At 68.6% G+C, this 21502-nt stretch carries 22 protein-coding genes; 13 read left to right on the top strand and 9 right to left on the bottom strand.

Annotated features, from left to right (window positions below):
• Positions 1–72 precede the first annotated feature (72 nt).
• Both ABD810_RS19395 and ABD810_RS19390 read right to left on the bottom strand, forming a co-directional pair.
• A complete protein-coding gene (locus ABD810_RS19395) occupies positions 73–315 on the bottom strand; it encodes a hypothetical protein (protein ID WP_344941802.1) in 243 nt (80 codons plus the stop codon).
• A 54-nt stretch (positions 316–369) separates the two neighbouring features.
• Positions 370–546 carry a hypothetical protein gene (locus tag ABD810_RS19390; RefSeq protein ID WP_344941799.1) on the bottom strand — a complete coding sequence of 59 codons (177 nt, stop codon included), beginning with the start codon at positions 544–546 and terminating at the stop codon, positions 370–372.
• Between the two features lie 154 nt (positions 547–700).
• Here ABD810_RS19390 and ABD810_RS19385 point away from each other — a divergent pair, with 154 nt between their 5' ends.
• Positions 701–1039: a hypothetical protein gene (locus ABD810_RS19385; RefSeq protein WP_344941795.1), complete on the top strand. Its 339-nt coding sequence runs from the start codon at positions 701–703 to the stop codon at positions 1037–1039.
• 139 nt (positions 1040–1178) lie between these two features.
• Entirely contained in the window at positions 1179–2024 is an 846-nt protein-coding gene (locus ABD810_RS19380; protein ID WP_344941791.1) for an LLM class F420-dependent oxidoreductase, read from the top strand.
• Between the two features lie 24 nt (positions 2025–2048).
• On the opposite strand, the gene ABD810_RS19375 is transcribed toward ABD810_RS19380, so the two are convergent.
• Positions 2049–4052 carry an erythromycin esterase family protein gene (locus tag ABD810_RS19375; protein ID WP_344941788.1) on the bottom strand — a complete coding sequence of 668 codons (2004 nt, stop codon included), beginning with the start codon at positions 4050–4052 and terminating at the stop codon, positions 2049–2051.
• A 200-nt stretch (positions 4053–4252) separates the two neighbouring features.
• The gene (locus tag ABD810_RS19370) at positions 4253–4417 is read right to left on the bottom strand and encodes a hypothetical protein (RefSeq protein WP_344941785.1); all 165 of its coding nucleotides are present in this window, start codon (positions 4415–4417) and stop codon (positions 4253–4255) included.
• Positions 4418–4523: 106 nt separating this feature from the next.
• Here ABD810_RS19370 and ABD810_RS19365 point away from each other — a divergent pair, with 106 nt between their 5' ends.
• Positions 4524–5198 carry an adenylate kinase family protein gene (locus ABD810_RS19365; protein ID WP_344941781.1) on the top strand — a complete coding sequence of 225 codons (675 nt, stop codon included), beginning with the start codon at positions 4524–4526 and terminating at the stop codon, positions 5196–5198.
• A 23-nt stretch (positions 5199–5221) separates the two neighbouring features.
• Positions 5222–6604, top strand: a complete 1383-nt coding sequence (locus ABD810_RS19360; RefSeq protein ID WP_344941777.1) for an NAD-dependent succinate-semialdehyde dehydrogenase — start codon at positions 5222–5224, stop codon at positions 6602–6604.
• Between the two features lie 79 nt (positions 6605–6683).
• Here ABD810_RS19360 and ABD810_RS19355 read toward each other — a convergent pair whose 3' ends face one another.
• Complete coding sequence (locus ABD810_RS19355) at positions 6684–7769, bottom strand: amidohydrolase family protein (protein ID WP_344941772.1); 1086 nt, start codon at positions 7767–7769, stop codon at positions 6684–6686.
• 312 nt (positions 7770–8081) lie between these two features.
• On the opposite strand from ABD810_RS19355, the gene ABD810_RS19350 reads away from it, so the two are divergent.
• Genes ABD810_RS19350 through ABD810_RS19330 form a run of 5 tightly spaced genes read left to right on the top strand, consistent with a single transcriptional unit; the run spans position 8082 to position 14646 of the window.
• Positions 8082–9185: a hypothetical protein gene (locus ABD810_RS19350; RefSeq protein WP_344941769.1), complete on the top strand. Its 1104-nt coding sequence runs from the start codon at positions 8082–8084 to the stop codon at positions 9183–9185.
• Positions 9186–9189: 4 nt separating this feature from the next.
• Positions 9190–10752, top strand: coding sequence for an MBOAT family O-acyltransferase (locus ABD810_RS19345; RefSeq protein ID WP_344941766.1), 1563 nt, complete (start codon positions 9190–9192; stop codon positions 10750–10752).
• Positions 10753–10768: 16 nt separating this feature from the next.
• Complete coding sequence (locus tag ABD810_RS19340) at positions 10769–10999, top strand: acyl carrier protein (protein ID WP_344941763.1); 231 nt, start codon at positions 10769–10771, stop codon at positions 10997–10999.
• On the top strand, positions 10996–13995 hold the full coding sequence (locus tag ABD810_RS19335; RefSeq protein ID WP_344941760.1) for a non-ribosomal peptide synthetase: 3000 nt from the start codon (positions 10996–10998) through the stop codon (positions 13993–13995). The genes ABD810_RS19340 and ABD810_RS19335 overlap by 4 nt, the downstream gene beginning before the upstream one ends.
• 3 nt (positions 13996–13998) lie before the next feature.
• Complete coding sequence (locus ABD810_RS19330; RefSeq protein WP_344941757.1) at positions 13999–14646, top strand: 4'-phosphopantetheinyl transferase family protein; 648 nt, start codon at positions 13999–14001, stop codon at positions 14644–14646.
• A gap of 237 nt (positions 14647–14883) precedes the next feature.
• Here ABD810_RS19330 and ABD810_RS19325 read toward each other — a convergent pair whose 3' ends face one another.
• Both ABD810_RS19325 and ABD810_RS19320 read right to left on the bottom strand, forming a co-directional pair.
• Positions 14884–15180, bottom strand: coding sequence for a hypothetical protein (locus ABD810_RS19325; protein WP_344941754.1), 297 nt, complete (start codon positions 15178–15180; stop codon positions 14884–14886).
• Between the two features lie 606 nt (positions 15181–15786).
• Positions 15787–15969, bottom strand: a complete 183-nt coding sequence (locus ABD810_RS19320) for a hypothetical protein (protein ID WP_344941751.1) — start codon at positions 15967–15969, stop codon at positions 15787–15789.
• Between the two features lie 168 nt (positions 15970–16137).
• Here ABD810_RS19320 and ABD810_RS19315 point away from each other — a divergent pair, with 168 nt between their 5' ends.
• From ABD810_RS19315 to ABD810_RS19305, 3 genes are read left to right on the top strand one after another with little or no spacing between them, the layout of a single operon-like run.
• Positions 16138–16611, top strand: a complete 474-nt coding sequence (locus tag ABD810_RS19315; RefSeq protein ID WP_344941748.1) for a hypothetical protein — start codon at positions 16138–16140, stop codon at positions 16609–16611.
• The gene (locus ABD810_RS19310) at positions 16608–18539 is read left to right on the top strand and encodes a histidine kinase (RefSeq protein ID WP_344941745.1); all 1932 of its coding nucleotides are present in this window, start codon (positions 16608–16610) and stop codon (positions 18537–18539) included. The genes ABD810_RS19315 and ABD810_RS19310 overlap by 4 nt, the downstream gene beginning before the upstream one ends.
• Positions 18536–19183: a response regulator gene (locus ABD810_RS19305; RefSeq protein ID WP_344941742.1), complete on the top strand. Its 648-nt coding sequence runs from the start codon at positions 18536–18538 to the stop codon at positions 19181–19183. Before ABD810_RS19310 ends, ABD810_RS19305 begins: the two co-directional genes overlap by 4 nt.
• 1 nt (position 19184) lies before the next feature.
• Here the strand turns inward: ABD810_RS19305 and ABD810_RS19300 are convergent, their stop codons facing one another.
• Positions 19185–19847, bottom strand: coding sequence for a response regulator (locus ABD810_RS19300; RefSeq protein ID WP_344941739.1), 663 nt, complete (start codon positions 19845–19847; stop codon positions 19185–19187).
• A gap of 200 nt (positions 19848–20047) precedes the next feature.
• Here ABD810_RS19300 and ABD810_RS19295 point away from each other — a divergent pair, with 200 nt between their 5' ends.
• Positions 20048–20710: a GmrSD restriction endonuclease domain-containing protein gene (locus tag ABD810_RS19295; RefSeq protein ID WP_344941735.1), complete on the top strand. Its 663-nt coding sequence runs from the start codon at positions 20048–20050 to the stop codon at positions 20708–20710.
• A gap of 365 nt (positions 20711–21075) precedes the next feature.
• On the opposite strand, the gene ABD810_RS19290 is transcribed toward ABD810_RS19295, so the two are convergent.
• Positions 21076–21474 (bottom strand): hypothetical protein, encoded by a 399-nt coding sequence (locus tag ABD810_RS19290; protein WP_344941732.1) that lies wholly within the window; start codon positions 21472–21474, stop codon positions 21076–21078.
• Positions 21475–21502: the final 28 nt, after the last annotated feature.

The following is a 21502-nucleotide window of genomic DNA, read 5'->3' as shown; positions in this document are numbered from 1 at the left end:
GCCGCGTTCACCCGCTTCGCTCGCCGGTGACGTTGTTCTCGGCGATGATCACGGCGAGACTGTCTTCCCCCATCAGCTCCCGGACCTCGGTGTGGGGTGCCGTTCGATCTCGACGGCCAGGTAGCGGGACATGTTCCTGGACAGCGCGTCCTCGCGCACGAGCAGCCGGACGCGCGCAGCGTGGAAGCCGGTGAACACCGCGGCGTCCAGGTGCCGGCCGACCTCCAGCACGCCCGCCATGGTGCCGGGGTTGTCGTTCCAGCCCTGTACGGTCGGCCGCCAGTAGAGGATCACCTTGGTCCCGCAGGGGCGCACCTTCCCCGAGGGCGGCGGGGATGGCGCGGTCGGCCCCACCTCAGCGGGCGGACGTCAGTGGCCCTTGCCCTCACGGATCGCCGCGGCGATGCCGTCCAGGGCCACCGCGACGGCAAGCGTGGCCTCAGCCTGCGCCGCCATCAGCTTCTCGTGGCTCATCCTGGGGTCCAGGGCGAGCGCCTCGGAGACGAACACGCGGGCGGTGTTCACATGATCCGCAACTGTTTCCATGGCTGGAACGCTATGCGCCGCGGCCGGGCGCCACATCCCTAATCCAGGTAGTGAGCCCGGATCCGGCACGGTCAAGAAACGTCGCGGCGCGTGCGCGAGAGCCGCTGGCGGGAACGATGAAGGGAAAGTCCACGAAGCGCCGGGGGTGACGGCGATGACGATGCTGGTCGAGATCGCCGTGGAACGTTACAGGTTCATCTGCGGGCGCTGCGGGCACACGTGGACGGCCGACTACGACGTGCAGTACGTGAGCGACGACGTCGGCGCGACGTTCGCCTTCTACCGGCTCGACGGTGTTCCGGTTCTGCCCCCCACCGGCGACGAGATCATCTGTCCCAACTGCGGCGCCATGAGCGTCAGGGCCATCCTCGAAGGGCGCCGCGACAGCCGACCGGCACGCTTGGACAGCGACCAGCCGCGCCGGCGGGTCACGACCAGCCCGGAACAGCGCCGTGCGTCGGTTCCGCACCTGCCGGCGGTCGGCGGGCCGTGACGACGGCCGCGTGATGCGATTGACGCCGCGACGTTCGCAGGGGCAGTCTCCAGGGACAACGAGGATCCGGACTCCACTCCCCCGTTTGCCGATGAGCCCGCGTTGGAATGAGTCGCTCTAGAGGACAACTGGGGGCCAGATGGAGTTCGGGGTCGCGACGTTCGTAACCGATGAGGGCATCGCACCGACACGGCTCGGGGAGGCGCTGGAGGAGCGCGGCTTCGCGTCGCTGTTCGTCGCCGAGCACACCCACATCCCGGTCAAGCGCGAGTCGCAATGGCCCGAGGGCGACGGGCTCCCGCGGAAGTACTACCGGACCTTCGACCCGTTCGTGACCCTCACAGCGGCGGCCGTGGTGACCGAGCGGCTCCGGCTCGGCACCGGCATCCTCCTGCTCGTCGAACGGGATCCCATCACCACCGCCAAGGAGATCGCGAGCCTCGACCACGTCTCCGCCGGCCGGGTCGCCGTCGGCATCGGGGCCGGCTGGAACCTGGAGGAAATGCGAAACCACGGCACCGATCCGAAGACCCGGATGACGCTGCTGCGCGAGCGGGTCCAGGCGATGAAGGAGATCTGGACCAAGGACCAGGCCGAGTACCACGGGACGTTCGTGAACTTCGACCCGATCTTCTGCTGGCCCAAGCCCGTACAGCGCCCGCATCCGCCGATCGTCGTGGGCGGCAACGGGCCGAAGGCGCTCGACCGCACGCTGGAGTACGGCGACGGCTGGATGCCGACGTACGGGCTGGGGCCCGAGGAGATCGCCCGCAGGATCGCCGCGCTGGAGCGACGCGCCGTGGAGGCCGGCCGGGGCCGGGTCCCCGTGTTCGTCTACGCCGTGCCGGGCGAGCGTGAGGCCGTCGCCCGGCTCGCCGACGCCGGCGTCGACCAAGTGCTCTTCGATCTGCCCACGCTGCCGGCCGAGGAGACGTACCAGACGTTAGACGAGCTCGCGGCGGTCGCCAGTTCGTTCACCGCGTGACGGGTCCTGACCCGCGGCCGGTCCTCAGACCGCGAAGGGATAGGTCTCAGGAACCTCGCCGCGTTCCCATCTGCCGGTGCGCTCGAGCGGTTCGACGGCTCGCGTCTCGTCGATGTGGATGACGGCGTCGAACTGGTCCGCCACGCGCGCGCGGAAGTAGTGGCTCTGCCGTTCGGTCTGTGGCCGGTAGACCACGCCGATCGCCCGCTCCAGCCGGGCGGTGCGCATCACGTCGTCCTCCATGTGGTCGAACCGGAGGAGGAACTCCTTGTCGCGCACGTGATGGAAGAGGTTTTCCACGCTGTCCCGCAGGGCCGGCCGGACGACCTTGCGGTCGGCGGGCGCGCCCCAGTCGTCGGCGGCGGTGACGGTGCCGGTGAAGGTCGTGAAACCGATCAGCCGGCACTCGCCGGGATGGCGTTCGCGGATCAGCTGGCCGACGTTCAGCTCGCCTCGCGTCCCCATCTCAGTGGCGCGGGCATCGCCGAGATGGGAGTTGTGCGCCCAGACGACGAGCTTGGCCGGCTCCCCCGCCGTACGCCCCAGGTGGTCGGCAAGGGCCTCGATCGTGTCGACCATGTGCCGGTCGCGCAGGTTCCAGGACGAGGTCCGGCCCCCGAACATCGAGCGGTAATAGCGTTCGGCGGACTGGATGGTCACCGCGTTACGCATGGCGTAGAACAGCTCGTCCTCGGCGAGCATCCCATCCCGTCTCGCGTATTCGGGCGCGTTCCGCTGCATCTCGACCAGTTGCTCGACCACCTCACGCTCGCACGACTCCCCGGCGCCAAAGGCGGCGGCGAACCCGTATGACTGGCCGTCGTCGCCGCTGGCGTGGTCGAAACAGGAGTAGCGTTCCCGGGCGCGCGCGGCGGCGTCCGGGTCGACGCGCTCGAGGAAGGCGACGACCTCCTCCATGGACCGGCGCAGGCTGTACAGGTCCACGCCGTAGAAGCCGGTCTTGTCCATGTCGTCCTTTGCCCGGTCGTTGTGCTCGCGCAGCCAGCCGACGAAGTCGAGCACCACGGTGTTCCGCCACATCCAGGTCGGGAAGCGCTGGAAGCCCCGCATGGACTCCTCCGCGGTGGCGTCCTCGCCCCGTCCGCGTACGTAGCGGTTCACCCGGTAGGCGTCCGGCCAGTCCGCCTCCACCGCCACGCCGCGGAAGCCGCGGTGCTCGATCAGCCGCCGGGTCATGGCGGCCCGCGCCGCGTAGAAGTCATGTGTGCCATGCGACGCCTCACCGATCAGCACGAGCCGCGCGTCCCCCACCAGGTCGAACAGGGTGTCCTCCGACGGCACGCCCTCCCGCACCGGAATGGCCGCCCTGCGGATGACCATCGCGGGTGAGGGCAGGTCCCGGCCCTGTTCACCGAGCCGGCGCCCGGCCGCCGCGCGGAGCAGGTCCCGTACCTCCTCGTCGGTGGTCTGGGCGAAGTCCCAGTACGAACGGCCGACGGCGAAGAACGGCGACGGCGTGGTGGCGCAGACCACCTCGTCCACCTCGAGCTGGAGCTCCTCGCACGTGGAGGCCGGAGCCGCCGGAACCGCCACGACTATGCGGGCCGGCTTCATCCGCCGCAACGCCAGGATCGCGGCTCGGATGCTCGACCCGGTCGCCAGGCCGTCGTCGACCAGGATGGTGGTACGGCCGGCGGGGTCCGCCATGGGCCGGCCCTCGCGGTAGAGCTGCTCCCGGCGTGCCAGCTCACGACCTTCTCGCTCGGCGACCCGCCGGATGGTCTCCTCTTCGAGCCCGAGGCCAGCCACGACGTCCTCGTTCAGTACGATCACGCCACCGCCGGCGATCGCGCCCATGGCGAGCTCCTCGCGGCCGGGAACACCGAGTTTGCGTACGGTGAACACGTCCAGCGGCGCGCGCAGGGCGACGGCCACCTCGTAGGCCACCGGAACCCCGCCGCGCGGGAGCGCCAGGACCAGGACGTCATCACGCTCCGCGTACGATTCGAGCAGATCGGCCAGGGCACGCCCCGCGTCCCGGCGATTACGGAAAGTTCGCTGTGTCATGATCAGTCACCGCCGTTCTCGGGTCGGCCACGACCGCGGGGACCGCGGCGGGTGACCGTCGCTCGACCGGGAATCCGTGCTCGGCCAGGACGTCCACCGTGTGCTGGGCCGCCGCGTGGCTGGAGCAGGGCCCCAGCACGACTTTGCGCGGCCGCTGCGGTTCTGGCCTGTCGGTGGACATCTCTGCACCTCTTCGGAGGTCACTTCACCTCGTCGAGCATTCCGTGCAGGTGGGCGGCCGCGACCTCGATGTCGGTGTACTTGCGCTGCGCGGCACGTACCTCCGCCGCGATGACGGCGATTTCGGTGTCGGCCTTGAATGATGTTGATGTGCGCAGTGCGCGGACCGGTTCCAAGGCCGCCATAACGCCCCCTTCCCCGGGCTCACGCGGCGCAAACGAGCGGATTCTCGCCGCCCCTCGCCGGGCGCCCTCCTGGCGCGCGATACACAGAGTGTGTGATGGTCTTACGGTGCGCAAGTATCTGCTGGTAGGGGTGCTGGGGAGCGGTAAGAGCACCCACGCCGCCATGCTGACCCGGGACTTCGATCTCGTGCGGATCAGCGCGGGGGACATCCTCCGGTGGCATGTGGGCCACCACACCAAGATCGGCGCACGCGTACGGGAGACCATGGCGGCCGGTCGGCTCGTCGATGACTCCCTCGTGGAAGGGATCATCCGTGAACGCCTGGAGCAGCACGATTGGAACCACGGGTTCGTCCTCGACGGATTCCCGCGGAACCGGCGGCAGGCGGAGTTCTTCCTCGAGCGGTACGACGTCGACGCCGTCATCTGCCTCGACGTGCCTGACGCGCAGGCTCGCGACCGTGCGCTGTCCAGACGGATGTGCGGCGACTGCGGCCTCGACTACAACCTCATCGGGGGCCGGCCCCGGCGCGAGGGCGTCTGCGACTCCTGCGGCGGTCGCCTCGAGGCGCGGGAGGACGACACCCCGGAGGCGCTCACTGCCCGGATCGATGACCACCGGGAGAACATCGCCGCCCTGCTGGACCGGCTCCGGCGCAAGGCTCCGGTCTTCGTCGTCGACGCGAGCCGCGATCCGGACACCGTCCAGGAGGAGATCCGTATGCTCCTTCGGCTCCCCTCGCAACGTTTCGGCCATCGGCAAGACGGGCATAAAACCTAATTAGGCATATTCAGGGGGGAATCATGCCTTATCAATCAGTCAATCCTTACAATGGCGAAGTCATCGCCACGTTCGAGGAGATCCCCGACGCAGAACTCGAGGACGCCCTGTCACGTGCTCAGTCGGCGTATGAGGAGTGGCGTCGGCGAAGCTTCGACGAGCGAGCGGCCGTCACCAGACGCGCGGCCCGGATCCTGCGCGACCGACGGGACGAGTTCGCCCGCCTGATGACCCTGGAGATGGGAAAGCTGATCGGCGAGAGCCTCGAAGAGGTGCTCCTGAGCGCGGACATCTTCGACTACTACGCCGACAACGCCGAGGACTTCCTCAAGCCGGTCCCGATCGACACGCGTGAGGGCGAGGCGGTCGTCGTCAGCAGCCCGCTAGGTGTCCTGTTCGGGGTGCAGCCCTGGAACTTCCCGTACTACCAGCTGTCGCGATTCGCGGTCCCCAACGTGATGGCGGGCAACGTCGTCATGGTCAAGCACGCGTCGGGCGTTCCCCGGTGCGCGCTGGCCTTCGAGGATCTCTACCGCGAGGCCGGTGCGCCGGACGGCGTCTACACCAACCTTTTCATCACCAAGGAGCAGGTCGGGAAGGTGATCGACGATCCGCGCGTGATGGGGGTGGCCCTGACCGGCAGCGAGCAGGCGGGCAGTGTCGTCGCGACGCGCGCCGGCAAGGCGCTCAAGAAGACCACCCTCGAACTGGGCGGCAGCGACCCGCTGATCGCCATGCCCGACGCCGATCTGGGTCCGACGGTCCACTGGGCCGTGTGGGGCCGCCTCAACAACTGCGGGCAGTGCTGCGTGGCCACCAAGCGGCTCCTCATCCACGAGCAGATAGCCGACAAGTTTCTCGAGGAGTTCACCGCGGCGGTAAGCGGGTTGGTCCCCGGGGACCCGATGGACGAGCGGACCACCCTGCCGCCGATGTCGTCCCAGTCGGCCGCCGACAAGCTGAAGGCGCAGGTGGCCGAGGCGGTCGAGCACGGTGCCCGGGCGACCGAGGTCGGCCCTGCGGTGCCGGAGACCGGAGCGTTCGTCCAGCCGACGATCCTCACCGACGTGACCCGTGACAACCCGGTCTACGGCCAGGAGCTCTTCGGCCCAGTGGCGATGTTCTTCAGCGTCCGGGACGAGGATGAGGCGATCACCATCGCCAACGACACCGGCTTCGGGCTCGGTGGCGCGGTCTTCACCTCCGACATCGAGCACGGCAAGGAGATCGCCGACCGCATCGAGAGCGGCATGGTCTTCATCAACCATCCCACCTGGACCGCGCCCGAGTTGCCGTTCGGTGGCATCAAGCGGTCCGGTTACGGGCGGGAGCTGTCCTGGCTCGGCATCCAGGAGTTCGTCAACAAGAAGCTGATCGACGTCTTTCCGCTCGCCGCCGCGCCGTGAGCCCGGGCAGGAACGACCGCATCACCACGTGTGGAACTACCGGTTACGAAGCCCGTCATCGGCTCACGGCCTCGTCCGCTCAGCGGATGACCATGCCGTTGAGCACGACGAGCCGCGGGTGCCTGATGGCCGTAAGGTCCTCGCGCGGGTCCATGTCGTAGACCACGAAGTCGGCGATGCCGCCTTCGTCGAGGAGGTCGAGCCCGAGCCATTCGCGGGCGCGCCACGAGGCCGCCCCCAGGACCTGCGCCGCGCTTAAGCCGGCATCGCGGTGAAGCGTGAGCATCTCCTGGGCGATGAGACCGTGGCGAACGTCGCAGCCCGCGTCGGTCCCCACGTAGATGGGGACGCCGGTTTCGTGAGCAGTACGGACGAGTGAGCCGAAACCGGTGCTCAGCTCGCGCAGATGCGCGGCATAACGTGGGTAACGGGCCTCCGCTACCGCAGCGATGGAGCGGAAGGTGGCGATCGCGTTCATCGTGGGGACAAGGGCGATGCGCGACCGGGCCATCTCCTCCAGCAGTTCGGTCGACAGGCCGGGGCCGTGCTCGATGGAGTCGACGCCCGCCCCGACCATCATGGCCGCGCCTTCCTCGCTGAACGTGTGCGCGGCGACTCTGACGCCCAGGGCGTGCGCGTCCTGGACGGCGCTCTTCACCGAGGCGGGCTCCCAGCGGGTAAGGAGGTCACCGGAGGCCTCGTCGATCCAGTCGGCGACCAACTTGATCCACCCATGACCTTGGGCTGCTTGAGCGGCCACGGCGGCGGGCAGTTCGGCTGAGGGACATTCGACGGCAATGCCGGGCAGGTAGCCGCCCGGAGGCGCGAGATGTCGGCCGGACCGGATCACGCGCGGCATGTCAGGAAGAAGGTCCAGCTCGGGGAAGACCCTGGGCGAGCCTGTGTCCCTGATCGCCAGCACGCCGGTGTCGCGGTCGACGGCCGCCAGAGATCGGGCCTCCTCGGCGGTGGTGACGGCGCTGCCGCCGGTCCGCAGGCCGATGTGGCAGTGCGCGTCGACCAGCCCCGGGATGATCCAGCCGCCGTCCACGAGGGTCTCCGCCTCGGTCACCGGCTCATAGGTGACGTGCCTGCCTGCGACGAAGAACGCGCGCGGCTCGGCGTCAGGCAGCAGGCGGCCGTGTACCCGCCACAGAGCACTCACGTCGCTGTCCCGAAGAGGAAATGTGGCACGAGCAATTCCCCTCTTTCATATCGGTAATGTGGAGAAGGTTTTTCGGAGTAGTGCACTATCCACGGTTTCGGGCTCGATTGAATTCGTTTTGCTGGCTCTGTCCCGGGTCGGTCCGCAACACCGAATGTCCGTTATGTGAAAACGTCTCACGAGTCTTGACAGTTCTCATTTACGTCGCGGATCCTGCACGCAGGTAGCGATGAGACCCGGCTCTAAGGCGGGGGCCGAGTACGGATTCGATCTTATCGTGATGTGCACAGGAGCCCGGGGGTTGATCCGGCCATGCCCGCTGACGTCGACACGCGCCCACGTTACCGTTTCTTCACTGTGTTAACGATCGGTCTGGCGGCTTTTCTGTTCGCCGGGATCGGCCTGTGGAATTACCGGCTGAATCCGCTCGCTTACGATCGCAGTCAGCTCCGCGAGGTCGCCGGCATGCTGGTGCAGGGGCAGAACTACGCCAACTACGACACCAACATCAACTGGCGGGCGCTGCGCCGCGAGCAGATCTACCAGATGAAGGCCACCCCCGACGTGGTCGTGTTCGGCGGAAGCCGCTGGTGGGAGGCGCACGCCGACCTGTTCCCCGGACAGAGGTTCTTCAACGCCTGGGTGAGCAATGACCAGGCCGAGGACGCTCTCGCGCTGGCCTACATGCTGGACCACGCGGGCAGGCTGCCGAAAACCTTGATCTTGAGCCTGCGATTCATCAGTTTCCAGCCACCCGCCGAACGGGAGGCCGCCGAATGGCAGGAGTGGTCCGGGGAGTACCGGGCCATGGCCGCCCGGCTGGGTGTCGCCCCGCACTCCTATTTCGACACGATGCCCGTCAAGAACTGGTCGGGCCTCTTCTACGCCCCGGCCGTGTTCGAACGGGCACGGCAGGTGGCGGCCGCGCCGGAGAAACCGGGACCGACCACCCTCATGCAGAAACCCTCCCTCGAGGTCATCGCGGCGGACGGTTCCATCCACTGGTCGAAGAAAAGCCTCGCCAAATACACGAAGAAATTCGTCGACGGTAACGTCCGCAAAGAGCTACTGAAGATCGGCGACCGGGCACCGAAGATCGATCCGGCTCTGGTCGATGCCATGGGTAAGGCGATCGGCTTTCTCCGGAGCAAAGGTGTACGAGTGATCTTAGTGCAGACGCCTTACCATCCCGACTTCTACACCGAGATTCAGAAGCGCCCGTTCGGCAAGACGTTGAACTCGTTGGAATCGATCGCTCAGGATATGAGCAGGCGGTGGGGAGTGATCTCGGTAGGCGGCTACGATCCGGCGAGGTTCGGCTGCGTCGGGGCGGATTTCATCGACCAGATCCATTCCAAGCCGTCGTGCCTGTCGAAGGTCGTGGGCCTGATCCCGGCCAAGGACAAGGGGGTCTGAGGTCATGTCCTTCACCTCCTATGCGTTCCTGCTGGTTTTCCTCCCGCTCGTGCTGGCCGTGTACTACCTGCTGACCCGCGTGTTCACCAGCCAGAAACCGGCGCTGGCCTGGCTGGTCATCGCCTCGCTGGTGTTCTACGGGTCCCTGGGGCCTGGCTATGTGCTGGTGCTGCTCGGTTCGGTGGTGATGAACTTCGCGCTGGCCTGGCAGATGAGGCGGATGCCCGAAGGCGGCCGCGGCAGAAGGCGGGTGTTGGTCGGCGGCATCGTGGCCAACCTGCTGCTGCTCGGCTTCTACAAGTACACCGGCTTCCTCGCCGAGAACATCAACGCCTTGTTCGGCACCGACCTGCGCGCGCTGGCCGCCGTCTATCCGGTGGGGCTGTCGTTCTACACCTTCATCCAGATCGGCTTCCTGCTCGACGCCTACGTCGGCCAGATCGAACGCCTGTCGTTCCTGAACTACCTGCTGTTCGGCACGTTCTTCCCGTACATCACGGCCGGGCCGCTGGTGCGCCAGGGAGAGGTGTTCAAGCAGCTCGACACGCCCGTGCGAGAACGAACCGGGGCGAGGTTCCTCGCCGTGGGGCTGACCATGTTCGCGATGGGGCTGTTCAAGAAGGCGGTCCTGGCCGACAGCGTCGCTCCTTATGTGGGCACGATGTTCGACACCGCGGGCGCGGGCGGGACGGTCTCGGCCGCCAGCGCGTGGGTCGGCGCCCTGGCCTACACCTTCGAGCTGTACTTCGACTTCTCCGGCTACTCCGACATGGCCCTGGGACTGGGATACATGATCGGAGTGCGGCTGCCGATCAACTTCAACTCGCCGTTGAAGGCCACCAGCTTGGTGGAGTTCTGGCGCCGCTGGCACATGACCATGGTGCGATTCTTCACCAGTTACGTGTACACCCCGATGACGGCGAACATGATGAGGCGCGGCCTGCGCCGCAAGTGGCCGCAGTGGGTTCGCCTGCTGGCGGTGATCTGCCTGCCGGTGTTCGTCACGTTCGTGCTGGTCGGATTCTGGCACGGCGCGGGCTGGGGCTTCATCATCTCCGGCGCCATCCACGGGGTCGCGCTGTCGATCAACCTCACCTGGCGGGAAGTCGCCGCCAAGAGGCGGTTGCCGCGCATCCCGGCACCGGTGGGCTGGCTGCTGATGATGGTGCCGCTGGTCGCCTCCCTGGTGTACCTGCGCGCTCCCGACGCGGGCTCGGCCACGCGGATCCTGGCGGCCATGGCCGGTCTCGGCGCGGGCGGCGCGAGCGTGACGCAGTTCTACGGAACCAGCGTGCTGTTCGGCCTGACGGTCGTCCCGGCCGTCCTGTGGGTGATCTTCCTGGGTGCGATCGCGCTGTTCTTCCCCCGCAACACCCAGGAGGTCCTCGGCCGGTATGAGGTGGGGCTGCACACCATCCCGTCGGAGCAGAAGGAGACCGGGCGCCGGTGGCGCCTGCCAGTCGCCTGGCGGCCGAACCTGTCCTGGGCGGTGGCCATCGCCGTCATCGCCGCACTGGGCCTGGTCTTCGCCGGTGGACCTTCCCCCTTCCTCTACTACCGCTACTGATCGAGGGAATACGACGATGCGTTTGGAAGACGTCCTGGCCACGGTGCTGGAGCAGCCGGCCGACAGCTTCACCGACGAATCCAGCTCCGAGAACGTCCTGACCTGGACCAGCCTGCGGCACGTCACGCTGCTCATCGAGATCGAGAACGAGTTCGACGTCCGGTTCACCAACGCTGAGATGACCACGATGCGCTCGCTCGGCGACATCCGCGCCGCCCTGGAGCGCAAGGGGGTGGCGGCGGCATGAGCGCGTTGACCCCCGCCCAGCAGGCGAACTGGCTCGGCCGCCTCCCGGCGTTCGAGCTGGGCGGCTCCGCCGCCCGGCACTACCTGGAAGCCGACGTCGAGGACCTGGACCTGACCAGGTACAGCGAGGCCTGGCGGCAGGCGATCCAGCGGCACCCCGCCCTGCGCACCATCATCACCGGCGAGGGGCGGCAACAGGTCCTGACCGACGTGCCCGCCTTCGAGCCGCAGGTGGAGGAGGCCAGACGGCTCGACGCCATCCGCACCGAGATGACCACGCAGGCCTTCGACCCCACCCGCTGGCCGCTGTTCGAGGCGCGCGTGTCACGGCTGGACGAGCGGCGCAGCCGCCTGCATGTGGCCGTGGACGTCCTGGTCGCCGACGCTGATGGCTTCGCACTGCTCGGCGAGGAGATCTTCGCCTGCTACCGCGGCGAGGCCGGGGAAGTGGATCCCGGTCCCGACCCACGAGCCGAAGCGGTGCAGGAAGCACCCCCTGTGGCCCTGCCGCCCCAGCTCCCGCTGGCCGTCGAGCCGCGCCTGCTCGGACAGCCCACCTGCGTGCGACGGCAGCGCCGCCTGCCGGGACCTCGCTGGCATGCGCTCCAGGAACACGCGGCGGGCTTGGCGCCCGCCGCGGTGCTGGCCTGCGCGCTGAACCAGGCCTTGGCCGCCTGGTCCAAGGAACCCCGCTTCACCCTGGCCGTCGCCGGCCGTAACCGGCACCCCAGAGTGGTCGGCGACTTCACCGAGCTGACCCTCCTCGACGTCGACGCCGACCCGCGCATCCCCTTCCAGCAGCAGGCCCAGGCCGTGCGGACGCAGTTGACCCGGGAACGGCCGGACGGTCTGCGCGTACTGCGCGAGCTCGCGCGAACGACCGGGCAACCCACCGCCGCCCTCGCACCCGTGCTCTTCTGCGACCGGCTGACCTCGCCCCCGGACGACGGCTGGGCTCTGGGCATGGGGCGGGTCGGCTTCACCTCCCATCAGCGCCCGCAGGTCCAGCTTGCGCACGAAGTACGCGAAGAGCACGGTGACCTGGTCCTCACCTGGGACGCCGTCGACACCCTGTTCCCCGGCCGCGTGCTGGACGACCTCATCGACGGTCACCTGGCGTTACTCGAACAGCTCGCCAGCGACCCCGCCGCATGGCAGGAGACGGGCCGCGACTGGCTACCGCCCTATCAGCACCGCGTCCGGGACCAGGTCAACGCCACGAGCGCCGCCATTCCGCCGCTCCTGCTGCATGAACCGTTCTGGGCCCAAGCCGCCCGCACCCCCGACGCGCCCGCGGTCATCTCCGACGGCAGGACGCTGACCTATCGCGAACTGCGTGCGGGCGCGACCACCCTCGGCGCGCGGCTACGTGAACTCGGTGCCCGGCCCAACACGACGGTCGCCGTGGTGATGGACAAGGGTTGGGAACAGCCGCTGGCCGTCTTCGGCGTCCTCGAATCCGGCGCCGCGTACGTGCCCATCGAACCCGACCTGCCCGCAGAGCGCTTCCACTACCTGCTCCAGCACGCCGGGGTGAAACTCGCGCTCACCCAGCATGGCCTGGACATGAAACTGCCCTGGCCTCCGGACGTCACGCCGATCGCTCTCGACGAGAGCCTGCTGGACGGCGACGGCGCCCCCGAGCCCAGCCGAATCCAGGGTCATGGCGACCTCGCTTACATCATTTACACCTCCGGATCGACCGGCCTGCCCAAGGGCGTCATGATCGACCACCGGGGCGCGCTCAACACCGTCCTGGACATCAACCGGCGCTTCGGCGTGACCGCCGTCGACCGCATGCTGACGCTCACCCCGCTCACCTTCGACCTGTCGGTCTACGACCTGTTCGGACCGTTCGCCCACGGCGGCGCGCTCGTCATGCCGGACGCCGGCACCGGGCGGGCCCCCTGGCACTGGGCCGACCTGATCGAACGCCACCAGGTCACCCTGTGGAACACCGTGCCCGCCCTCATGGAAATGCTCGTCGGCTACACCCGAGGCCGCCGCCAGCGGTTGGCCACCACGCTGCGCCTGGTGCTGATGAGCGGCGACTGGATCCCGGTCACCCTGCCCGCCCGCATCCGCTCCCTGGCCGACCACGACATCGACATCATCAGCCTCGGTGGCGCCACCGAAGCCTCCATCTGGTCGATCTGGCACCGCATCGACACCGTCGATCCGAACCTGCCGAGCATCCCGTACGGCAAACCGCTCACCAACCAGCACCTCGAAATCCTCGATGAGGCACTGCGCCGCAGACCCGACTGGGTGCCCGGTGAGCAATACGTCGGCGGCCACGGCGTCGCCATGGGCTACTGGCGCGACCCCGACAAGACCGCCCGCGCCTTCATCACCCACCCCAACACCGGGCAGCGGCTCTACCGCACCGGCGACCTGGGACGGTACTTCCCAGACGGCAGCATCGAGTTCCTCGGCAGAGAAGACTTCCAAGTCAAGATCAACGGCTATCGCATCGAACTCGGCGAGATCGAGGCGGCGCTGCTCGACCACGATGCCGTCACCAGTGCCGTCGTCACAGCCATCGGCGCGCAGCGCGGCGAGAAGCGACTCGTCGCCTACGCGACGCCGGCGGACACGACCGACCCGGATGACCTCGCCAAGACGCTACGCGACCACCTGGCCGCGAAGCTTCCGTCCCATATGCTGCCGGGGCACATCGTGATCCTCGACGCGCTGCCGCTGACCCGCAACGGCAAGGTGGACCGCAAGGCCCTTCCTGCCCCGATCGCCACTGCCAAGGCGGCCGAAGCGCCCGAACCGGCCGGCGATCTGGAGGCCGCGCTGCTGCGCGTCTGGCGCAAACTGGCAGGTGAGCAGCTCACGGTCACCGACGACTACTCCGCCATGGATCCCATGGACATCGTCCGCGCACACCACGCCATCACCCGCGACATCGCGCCCGAGCTGAGCCTGGACAGCATGTTCCGGCACACCAGCATCCGGACCCTCGCCGGGCATCTGGCCGCATCTTCCTGATCCATGACCGTGGTGCTGGTACGCCAAGCGCAGGACATCCTCGCTGACGCGCCCGACGCCGACGACCTGCTGACGACACAGGAACGTCAGCGAGCGGCGGCCATCCTCCCCGAAGCCGACCGGCGGGTATTCGTGGCGGCGCGGCATCTCCTGCGCCGGTGCGCCGCGCGGCTCCTCGACGTGCCTGCCGAGCGTCTGGCCGTCGTCCAGCGCTGCACCGTCTGCGGCGGGCCGCACGGCAAACCGTTCCTGCCCGACCACCCAGGGGTTCACCTGAGCCTGTCGCACGCGGGGCAGACGGTGGCGGCCGCCGCGCACCTGCACCCGGTCGGCATCGACCTCGAACGCCTCGATCAGCCCCGGGCCGGTCCGCAGGTCCTGGCCCGCGTGCTGACCCGCGCCGAACGCCAAGCCGTCGAAAGCGCTCCCGACCCACATCGCGCCTTCCTCCGCCAGTGGGTGCGCAAGGAGGCGCTGATCAAGGCCGGAGTGGCCGGACTGCACAACATGAACACCATCGATCTGTCGCCGCTCCCGCTGTCGGAAGGCTTCATGCGCCTGCGCGACTGGCGGATCTTCGACTGGGCCTCCAGCGACGTGCTCGGCTCGTTGGCCACACTTCCGGGAGCAGTGAAACGACGGTTACAGTAGCCGGCGGCGCCGTGCGGGTGGAGGCAGGGAGCCGGCCGACGCACGCCCGGGCTCCCTGCACGAACAGCCATTGCCGTGGGGTGTTGTCCTGCCATCTCGTGAGGTGGTCCCGCTCACCGAAACACGGTGTTCACCAGCACGGTGAGCAGGATTGAGGCGACGATCGAGATGATGATCATGATGAGGCATCCGACCGCTCCCCCGAGCGGACGGATGCGAAATCCCCCAGGCATTCGCTTAGCGGGTGGAGCCGTCGCGATCGCGGCTGCCGGCCTTGGCCAGTCCGCGGCTGATCAGGTAGCCGATGGTCAGATAGGTGATGTACCGGATGGCCTGCTCGGCGTTGAACGGGTCGCGACCGGTACCATCATCGCCGACGGCGAAGGCGGTGATCACGATGGCCGCCAGCACCGCCAGGTAGGCGATGAACTCGGTGGTCTTGACCGCCGGCTTGGTCTCGCTGAAATGCTGACGCGAGGCCGCTCCAAGGCCGCTGTCACCGGGGTTCCGGCCTGGTCCGCTTCCCACACTCATGGTTGTGCCTTTCTTGAGGGTGCTCACTGACGGCGATCACTTGCCGGGTGGACCCGGGATGAACCGGTCGCCTCGTAGGAATCCCCAACAAAGATCGGTAAGAGTTCCGCAGCCGCATCTACCTGTGTAGATGTGTTACCTCCTTCCCCATATGAGCGCCGGGAACACGAGGCGACACCCCACACCACGCACAGTCACCTTGCGGCTCATCGCATCGACCGATCGGAGGGCCCTGACGGCAGGAGGCTTCATGTCGGGCTCGCATGCGTGCGCCGCTCGAGCGCTTCTGCTACAAGCGTGCCAAGGCCCAAGTCGTCGAGGCTGAAGACGCCCCGTGAACGACGGCCCGCCGTACCTGATCGGTCAGGTACGGCGGGCCTGATTCATCTCCCCAGCACTTTCCTGGCGATGAAGTAGGCGAGGATCGCGCCAATCGCCGCGCCTCCGTACTGGAGCAACGTGCCGGCAAGCTGGCCGCGAGCCCAGAAGGACGTGACTTCCGCCGTTAGGCCAGAAGCCACTGTCCCGCCCAGCGCCCAGCCGATCGCCATGCCCGCCAGCGCCGCGGCCCATTCAGCCAGGCCTCTTCCAGACTGGCCCGACATGTCAGGACGCGCCTGGGTCGTGGAGCCAGGTGAAGTCCACCGTGCTGTCCGCGGAGATGCCCGCCTCCTGCGGGGCCTCATGCGGAGCCGACATCAGCCGTTCCCGGTACGCGGGATCGACGGTGCTGCGCTGGACCACGAGATCCCATCGGGGGTCGTGGCGGTTGAGCGGGGAATCAGACATGCCTCCACCTTCGGCGGCCGCGTTCCCGCGGCCCAGAGGCAGGCGTCCTGATCGCCGCCGGGACCGTCGCCCCGGATGTCCCGGGTGAGGCCGGGACACCGGGACGATGCGCCCGGGACCGGTCCGGGGGCACCCTTCGAATCACATCGACAGGACGGAGATGGGCTCATGACCACGACTGTTCGAGCCCCGCAGGCCTGGACGCCGCTGGGCCGCGCCGCCGCCGCGGGCACGCTGGCCGGCGCCTCGCCCCGGCCGGCCTGGACCGGCGCGATCCTGCTGACCTGCGCCGGGGCCGGTCAGGTCGTGATCTCGGGCGTGGAAGTGATCAGCTACGTCGTTGGGCGCAGCGGTAGGATCGATATCTCTGCCTATTCCGAAGTGATCAACTCGGGATCGGGGCCGCCGATGACCGCGTTCACGGTGATGTTCATGGGCGGTGCGCTCGGTGGCATCCTGGCGATGATGATCGCCCTGTGGCGGTCCGGGGCGGTTCCGCGGGTGGCCTGCGCGCTGATGGTCGCCTTCCAGATCGTCGACCTCGCCGGACCGCCCTTCCCCTACACGCTGATCGCCCTGGCGGTCTTCTGCTGGATGGCGTTGTCGATCGCTCGCGCGCGCCCGGTTGCGGCGACGCCGTGAAAGCCGTCGCCACCGCGCTCGGGATCGCGGTGGTGGTCGAGATCGCGCTGGCGGCCGTCCTCCTCGCGGCTGCCAGGGTGCCGACGGCGGAGATCGTCGACGGCAACAACCTGGCAGGTGCGATCGCCGGGCTGTCGGCGGGCGCGGTGGGAACCATCGTGGTCCGCAGGACTCCACAGCACGCGCTGGGCTGGGTGTTCGTCGTGATCGGCCAGTCAGAGGGGCTGGCGACGCTCGGCTGGGCCTACACGCAGCAGGTGCCTGACGCGCAGGCGGCCGCATGGATTGGCGCCTACGCCTGGATTCCCGGTTTCGCCATGTTCTTCGGCCTGGTCACGCTGCTGTTCCCCGACGGACGGGCGCGGTGGCGACCGCTGGTATGGGCGGCGGCGACGTTCACCGGGCTGGGCACGGCGGTCGCGTTCACTCTCGACGCGCCCATGGCCGGACTGGATCCGAGGTGGCACAACCCGCTCGCCATCGGTGGTGCGTGGGAAGAGGTGGGTGACACCATCGCGCAGGGTCTGCTCGCCGCCGCCTTCGGCTGCGGATTGATCGGCGCCGTCCTGCTCGCGGTGCGGATGGTCCGCGCGACGGGGTCCGAGCGGCGCAGGCTGGCCTGGTTCTTCGTCGCCGTGACGCTGGCGATGACCGGCTCGCTGGTTCCGGGTGGTCCGCTGCCCAATCTGATCGCCACCGCGTTCTTCCCCATCGGGCTCGGGATCGCAATGGTGCGTCACCGGTTGTTCGACGGGGACCGGCTGCTCAACCGCACCCTGGTCTACGCGGTGCTGACGCTGCTGGTCGCCGGGGTGTTCGGCCTGGCCGTCGGGCTCGCGTCGTCGGCGCTGGGCGGTCCTGGAGTGGGCGCGGTGCTCGCGGCCGTGGTGATCGCGCTGGGTCTGGATCCGGCCCGCGCGGCCGTACAGCATGGTGTTGACAGGCTTCTGTACGGTCGGCGGCGCGACCCCTACCAGGCGCTGACCGACCTGGGGCGCAGGCTGTCGGTCGCGCTGGCGCCGGAACAGGTGCTGCCGATCGTGGTGCGCACCGTCGCCGAGGCGCTGCGCCGGCCGTACGTCGCGGTGACGCTCGAAGGAGACACTTTGCCCACCGCCAGCCACGGCGTTCCGACCGCGGACGTCGACCGACTGCCGCTGCGGCACGCGGGCGTGGAGGTCGGCGTGCTCACGATCGGCGCGCGGATCACCGACCCCGATGACAAGCGGTTGCTGCTGGATTTCGTCCGCCAGGCGGGTGTGGCGGCGCATGCCGTACGGCTGGCGCACGAGCTGCGCAGCTCGCGCGACCGCCTCCTGGTCGCCAGGGAGGAGGAACGTCACCGGATCCGCCGCGACCTGCACGACCAGCTCGGCCCCACGCTGGCCGGTGTCGCGCTCGGGCTCGGCGCGGCCCGCCGCACCGCCACCTCACCGGAGGCCGCCGAGCTGCTCGACCGGCTGGAGAGCGAGGTCAAGGGCGGGCTGGAAGACGTCAAACGGCTGCTCGCCGACCTGCGCCCCACCTCGCTCGACCAGCTCGGCCTGGCCAAGGCGCTACGCCACTACGGCGAGACGGTCACGGCCCGCGGCCAGGTCGAGGTCAGCGTCGAAGTGCGCGACGACCTCGCACTGGCGCCCGAGGTCGAGGTGGCCGTCTACCGGATCGTGCTGGAGGCGGTGACCAACGTGACCCGGCACGCCGCCGCCACGCACTGCGTCGTAGCGGTCACGACCGTGGCCGACTCCCTGCACCTCAGCGTCCGCGACGACGGTGTCGGACTGCCCGCTGCCACCGAGTCCCGCGGGCTCGGGCTGACCTCCATGTGTGAGCGCGTGCAGGAGCTGGGCGGCCGGTGCGGGATCGAGTCGCCTTCCGGCGGTGGCACGCTGTTGAGCGCGTCCCTGCCCCTGACGAGGCCGTCATGACCATCCGCGTGCTGATCGCCGACGACCATCCGGTCTTCAGGTACGGCCTGCGCGCCGGGCTGGCCGACGTCGAGGACATCACCATCGTCGGCGAGGCCGCTGACGGGGCCGCCGCGGTGGCCAGGTCCGTCGAGTTGGAGGCCGACGTGGTGCTCATGGACCTGCATATGCCGGGGCTGCACGGCATCGAGGCCACCCGCGAACTGGCCGCGATCGCGCCGGGCATCGTCGTCCTGGTCCTGACCATGGACGACAGGGACGGCTCCCTGTTCGCGGCCGTGCAGGCAGGAGCACGTGGCTACCTGGTCAAGGGCGCTGAACAGGAACAGATCGTCCGCGCCATCCGCGCGGTCGTCGCGGGCGAGGCCGTGTTCGGCCGCGGTATCGCCGAGCGGGCCCTGGCCTACTTCAGCACCGCACCTGCCACCGACCGCGCGACCAGGCCGTTCCCCGACCTCACCGACCGCGAACGGGACGTGCTGCGGCTGCTCGCCGACGGGCTGAACAACACCGAGATCGCCCGGCGCCTGTTCCTCAGTGACAAGACCGTCCGCAACCATGTCTCCACGATTCTCACCAAACTCCACGTCACCGATCGAGCCCAGGCGATGATCAGGGCCCGTGAGTCCGGCCTGAACGACTGAGCTACAGGGGGTCGCCGAAGCCGGCCTCGCGGGCGCGGACGATGGCGCGGGACCGGTCGGCCACGTGGAGTTTGGCGTAGATGTTGGAGACATGGTTGCGGACGGTCTTGAGGCTGAGCACGAGGCGTTGGGCGATCTCCTCGTTGCGCCGCCCTTTGGCGATGAGGTGCAGCACGTCCCGTTCGCGGTCGGTGAGCTGAGGGAAGGCGGTGGCGCTGCGGGGAACGCGGGTGAAGTAGGCCAGGATCCGCTGCGCGATGGCAGGGCCGTAGATCGCCTCGCGGTTCCCGACGACGCGGATGGCGCGGAGGATCTCCTCGTGGTCCGCGCCCTTGAGGTAGTAGCCGAGGGCGCCGGCGCGGATGGCGGAGAAGACGGTCTCGTCGTCGTCCAGCATGGTGAGCACCAGGACACCGATGTGCGGGGCGGTCGCGGTGATCCGGCGGGTGGCCTCGACGCCGTCGAGTTCGGGCATGTTGAGGTCCATGACGACGACGTCGGGCTGTAGCTCGACCGCGAGCTCCACGGCTTCCCGCCCGTTGCTCGCCTGCCCGGCGGTCTCGAGGTCGGGGTAGGAGTCAAGCAGCCTGACCAGTCCGTACCTGAACATCGGATGATCGTCCACGACCAGCACCCGTAACGGCTCCACCGGCTCATTCTGCATCTACCAGCGTGCGGCGCCAGAGCACGGAACGTCGATTTGTTCCCTCCGGTCGAGCAGTTGGGCGGGCGACGAAGCGGGCGGCGACGGCAGGTCGAGCAGCAGACCGAAGCGGCCGAGACAGGCGGCTGACGCACAGGCGGGGTCGTCAACGCATCGCAAAGTGGCTCTGCCGGATGATCGCGGGCCGGTATTCGTAGGGCATGCTTCTCGCGTCCCCGTGGCGTTCCGCGGCCACCGCACTCACCGCCGTACTGCTCATCCCGCTTGCCGGATCATCGGCGACGGCCTCACCGGTGACGCTGCCCGAGCCGTCCGCCGGCTGGATCGCACGCAACGAACTGGCGGAGTTGGTCGTCGCCAAGCCCCACGCCATGACCGGGTACTCCCCGGCGAGGTTCCCTCACTGGGCAGACCTCGGCGACTCATGCGATGTCCGTGAACATGTGCTCATGCGGGACGGGAACGACGTGCTCCGTGACTCTCGATGCCGGGTGGTGTCCGGCAGGTGGCTTTCCGAGTACGACGGGAAGCGGCTGACCTCGGCCGGCGCCATGAGGGTCGATCATCTGGTTCCCCTCGCGGACGCCTGGCGGTCCGGCGCGGACACATGGCCCGTGGCCAAGCGCGGGAAGTTCGCCAACGACCTGGTCGCCCCTCAGCTCATCGCAGTGTCCGCGACGTCGAACCGTGCGAAGGGCGGCCGGAACCCGGCCAGATGGCGTCCGCCGCTGCGCAGCTTCTGGTGCATGTACGGCCGAGCCTGGGTCGACGTGAAGACCCGGTACAAGCTGACCGTCACGGCCCCGGAGAAGACCGCGCTGGACGGGATGCTCGATACCTGCCCGGACCCACAGCACCCATGAGGCGGCGCGCACGAGGAGCATGGCGACGGACCCCGACAGCCTCCTCCATCCCTCGATGACAGGGGAACCCGAAGGATGGCAGCGCTAACACGGGGTAGAGTTCCGAGTCGTCGCGGCTGGGCAACAAGTGCGGATGGAAGCTGCTGGGGCGGGGGAAACGCCCTGAAGACTCCGAAAGTTTCAGCCCGGCACGTCGGGCACCGGCGAAGTTCTACGACCTGCCAGGCCACAGCTCGCCGAACCCCATTCATGACGGCCGCCATGTCGCGGAAAGCCGCATGCCTCCGCTGCGCCGGACCCTGGAGGACCTGATCGGCGAGGAGGCCGGGCGCAGGCATATCGCCAAGGCGGCCGGAGAGGCCAGGTCAGTACTCGCCCCAAGGTCTCGTGCCCTCGCCGAACGCCTCCAGGCGGAGCGCCTTCCCATCGACGAACTCGCCGAACTGCTGGCCGGGCAGCGAGAGCGGCTGGAGAAACTGAATCGCGCGATTCCCCGGATCCGCGAGGAGCTGGAGAAGGCACTCCAGGGCTATATCCAACGGTCCGCACGCCCCTTCGCCAGGCTCGCCGCCCATCTCCACGCCACGCTGGACTCCATGATCCACGCGACCGACGTGCGCAACGCGACGAAGGCCAATCGGGTCCAGGTCGCAAAGACCCAGGCACTCGCGAGCTGGATGGATGAGCCGAACGGACCGGCGGTCCTCTGGGAGAATCAGCTCCCCCGCTTCCAGCAGGAGATGCTGCGAGCGGTCGATTTCCACCTCGGCGACAGCGACATCGCCGGCCGGC

It is taken from the genome of Sphaerisporangium flaviroseum (assembly GCF_039537005.1).
GTDB lineage: Bacteria > Actinomycetota > Actinomycetes > Streptosporangiales > Streptosporangiaceae > Sphaerisporangium > Sphaerisporangium flaviroseum.
This window is presented reverse-complemented; position numbering and strand designations above follow the sequence as displayed.

What these genes read in the sequence shown, in the direction of transcription:
- ABD810_RS19380 (WP_344941791.1), top strand. Translation starts at nt 1,179, where the DNA reads ATGGAGTTCGGGGTCGCGACGTTCGTAACCGATGAGGGCATCGCACCG.
- ABD810_RS19340 (WP_344941763.1), top strand. Translation starts at nt 10,769, where the DNA reads ATGCGTTTGGAAGACGTCCTGGCCACGGTGCTGGAGCAGCCGGCCGAC.
- ABD810_RS19385 (WP_344941795.1), top strand. Translation starts at nt 701, where the DNA reads ATGACGATGCTGGTCGAGATCGCCGTGGAACGTTACAGGTTCATCTGC.
- ABD810_RS19330 (WP_344941757.1), top strand. Translation starts at nt 13,999, where the DNA reads ATGACCGTGGTGCTGGTACGCCAAGCGCAGGACATCCTCGCTGACGCG.
- ABD810_RS19345 (WP_344941766.1), top strand. Translation starts at nt 9,190, where the DNA reads ATGTCCTTCACCTCCTATGCGTTCCTGCTGGTTTTCCTCCCGCTCGTG.
- ABD810_RS19315 (WP_344941748.1), top strand. Translation starts at nt 16,138, where the DNA reads ATGACCACGACTGTTCGAGCCCCGCAGGCCTGGACGCCGCTGGGCCGC.
- ABD810_RS19335 (WP_344941760.1), top strand. Translation starts at nt 10,996, where the DNA reads ATGAGCGCGTTGACCCCCGCCCAGCAGGCGAACTGGCTCGGCCGCCTC.
- ABD810_RS19390 (WP_344941799.1), bottom strand. Translation starts at nt 546, where the DNA reads ATGGAAACAGTTGCGGATCATGTGAACACCGCCCGCGTGTTCGTCTCC.
- ABD810_RS19375 (WP_344941788.1), bottom strand. Translation starts at nt 4,052, where the DNA reads ATGACACAGCGAACTTTCCGTAATCGCCGGGACGCGGGGCGTGCCCTG.
- ABD810_RS19320 (WP_344941751.1), bottom strand. Translation starts at nt 15,969, where the DNA reads ATGTCTGATTCCCCGCTCAACCGCCACGACCCCCGATGGGATCTCGTG.
- ABD810_RS19295 (WP_344941735.1), top strand. Translation starts at nt 20,048, where the DNA reads ATGCTTCTCGCGTCCCCGTGGCGTTCCGCGGCCACCGCACTCACCGCC.
- ABD810_RS19305 (WP_344941742.1), top strand. Translation starts at nt 18,536, where the DNA reads ATGACCATCCGCGTGCTGATCGCCGACGACCATCCGGTCTTCAGGTAC.
- ABD810_RS19325 (WP_344941754.1), bottom strand. Translation starts at nt 15,180, where the DNA reads ATGAGTGTGGGAAGCGGACCAGGCCGGAACCCCGGTGACAGCGGCCTT.
- ABD810_RS19350 (WP_344941769.1), top strand. Translation starts at nt 8,082, where the DNA reads ATGCCCGCTGACGTCGACACGCGCCCACGTTACCGTTTCTTCACTGTG.
- ABD810_RS19370 (WP_344941785.1), bottom strand. Translation starts at nt 4,417, where the DNA reads ATGGCGGCCTTGGAACCGGTCCGCGCACTGCGCACATCAACATCATTC.
- ABD810_RS19360 (WP_344941777.1), top strand. Translation starts at nt 5,222, where the DNA reads ATGCCTTATCAATCAGTCAATCCTTACAATGGCGAAGTCATCGCCACG.
- ABD810_RS19300 (WP_344941739.1), bottom strand. Translation starts at nt 19,847, where the DNA reads ATGCAGAATGAGCCGGTGGAGCCGTTACGGGTGCTGGTCGTGGACGAT.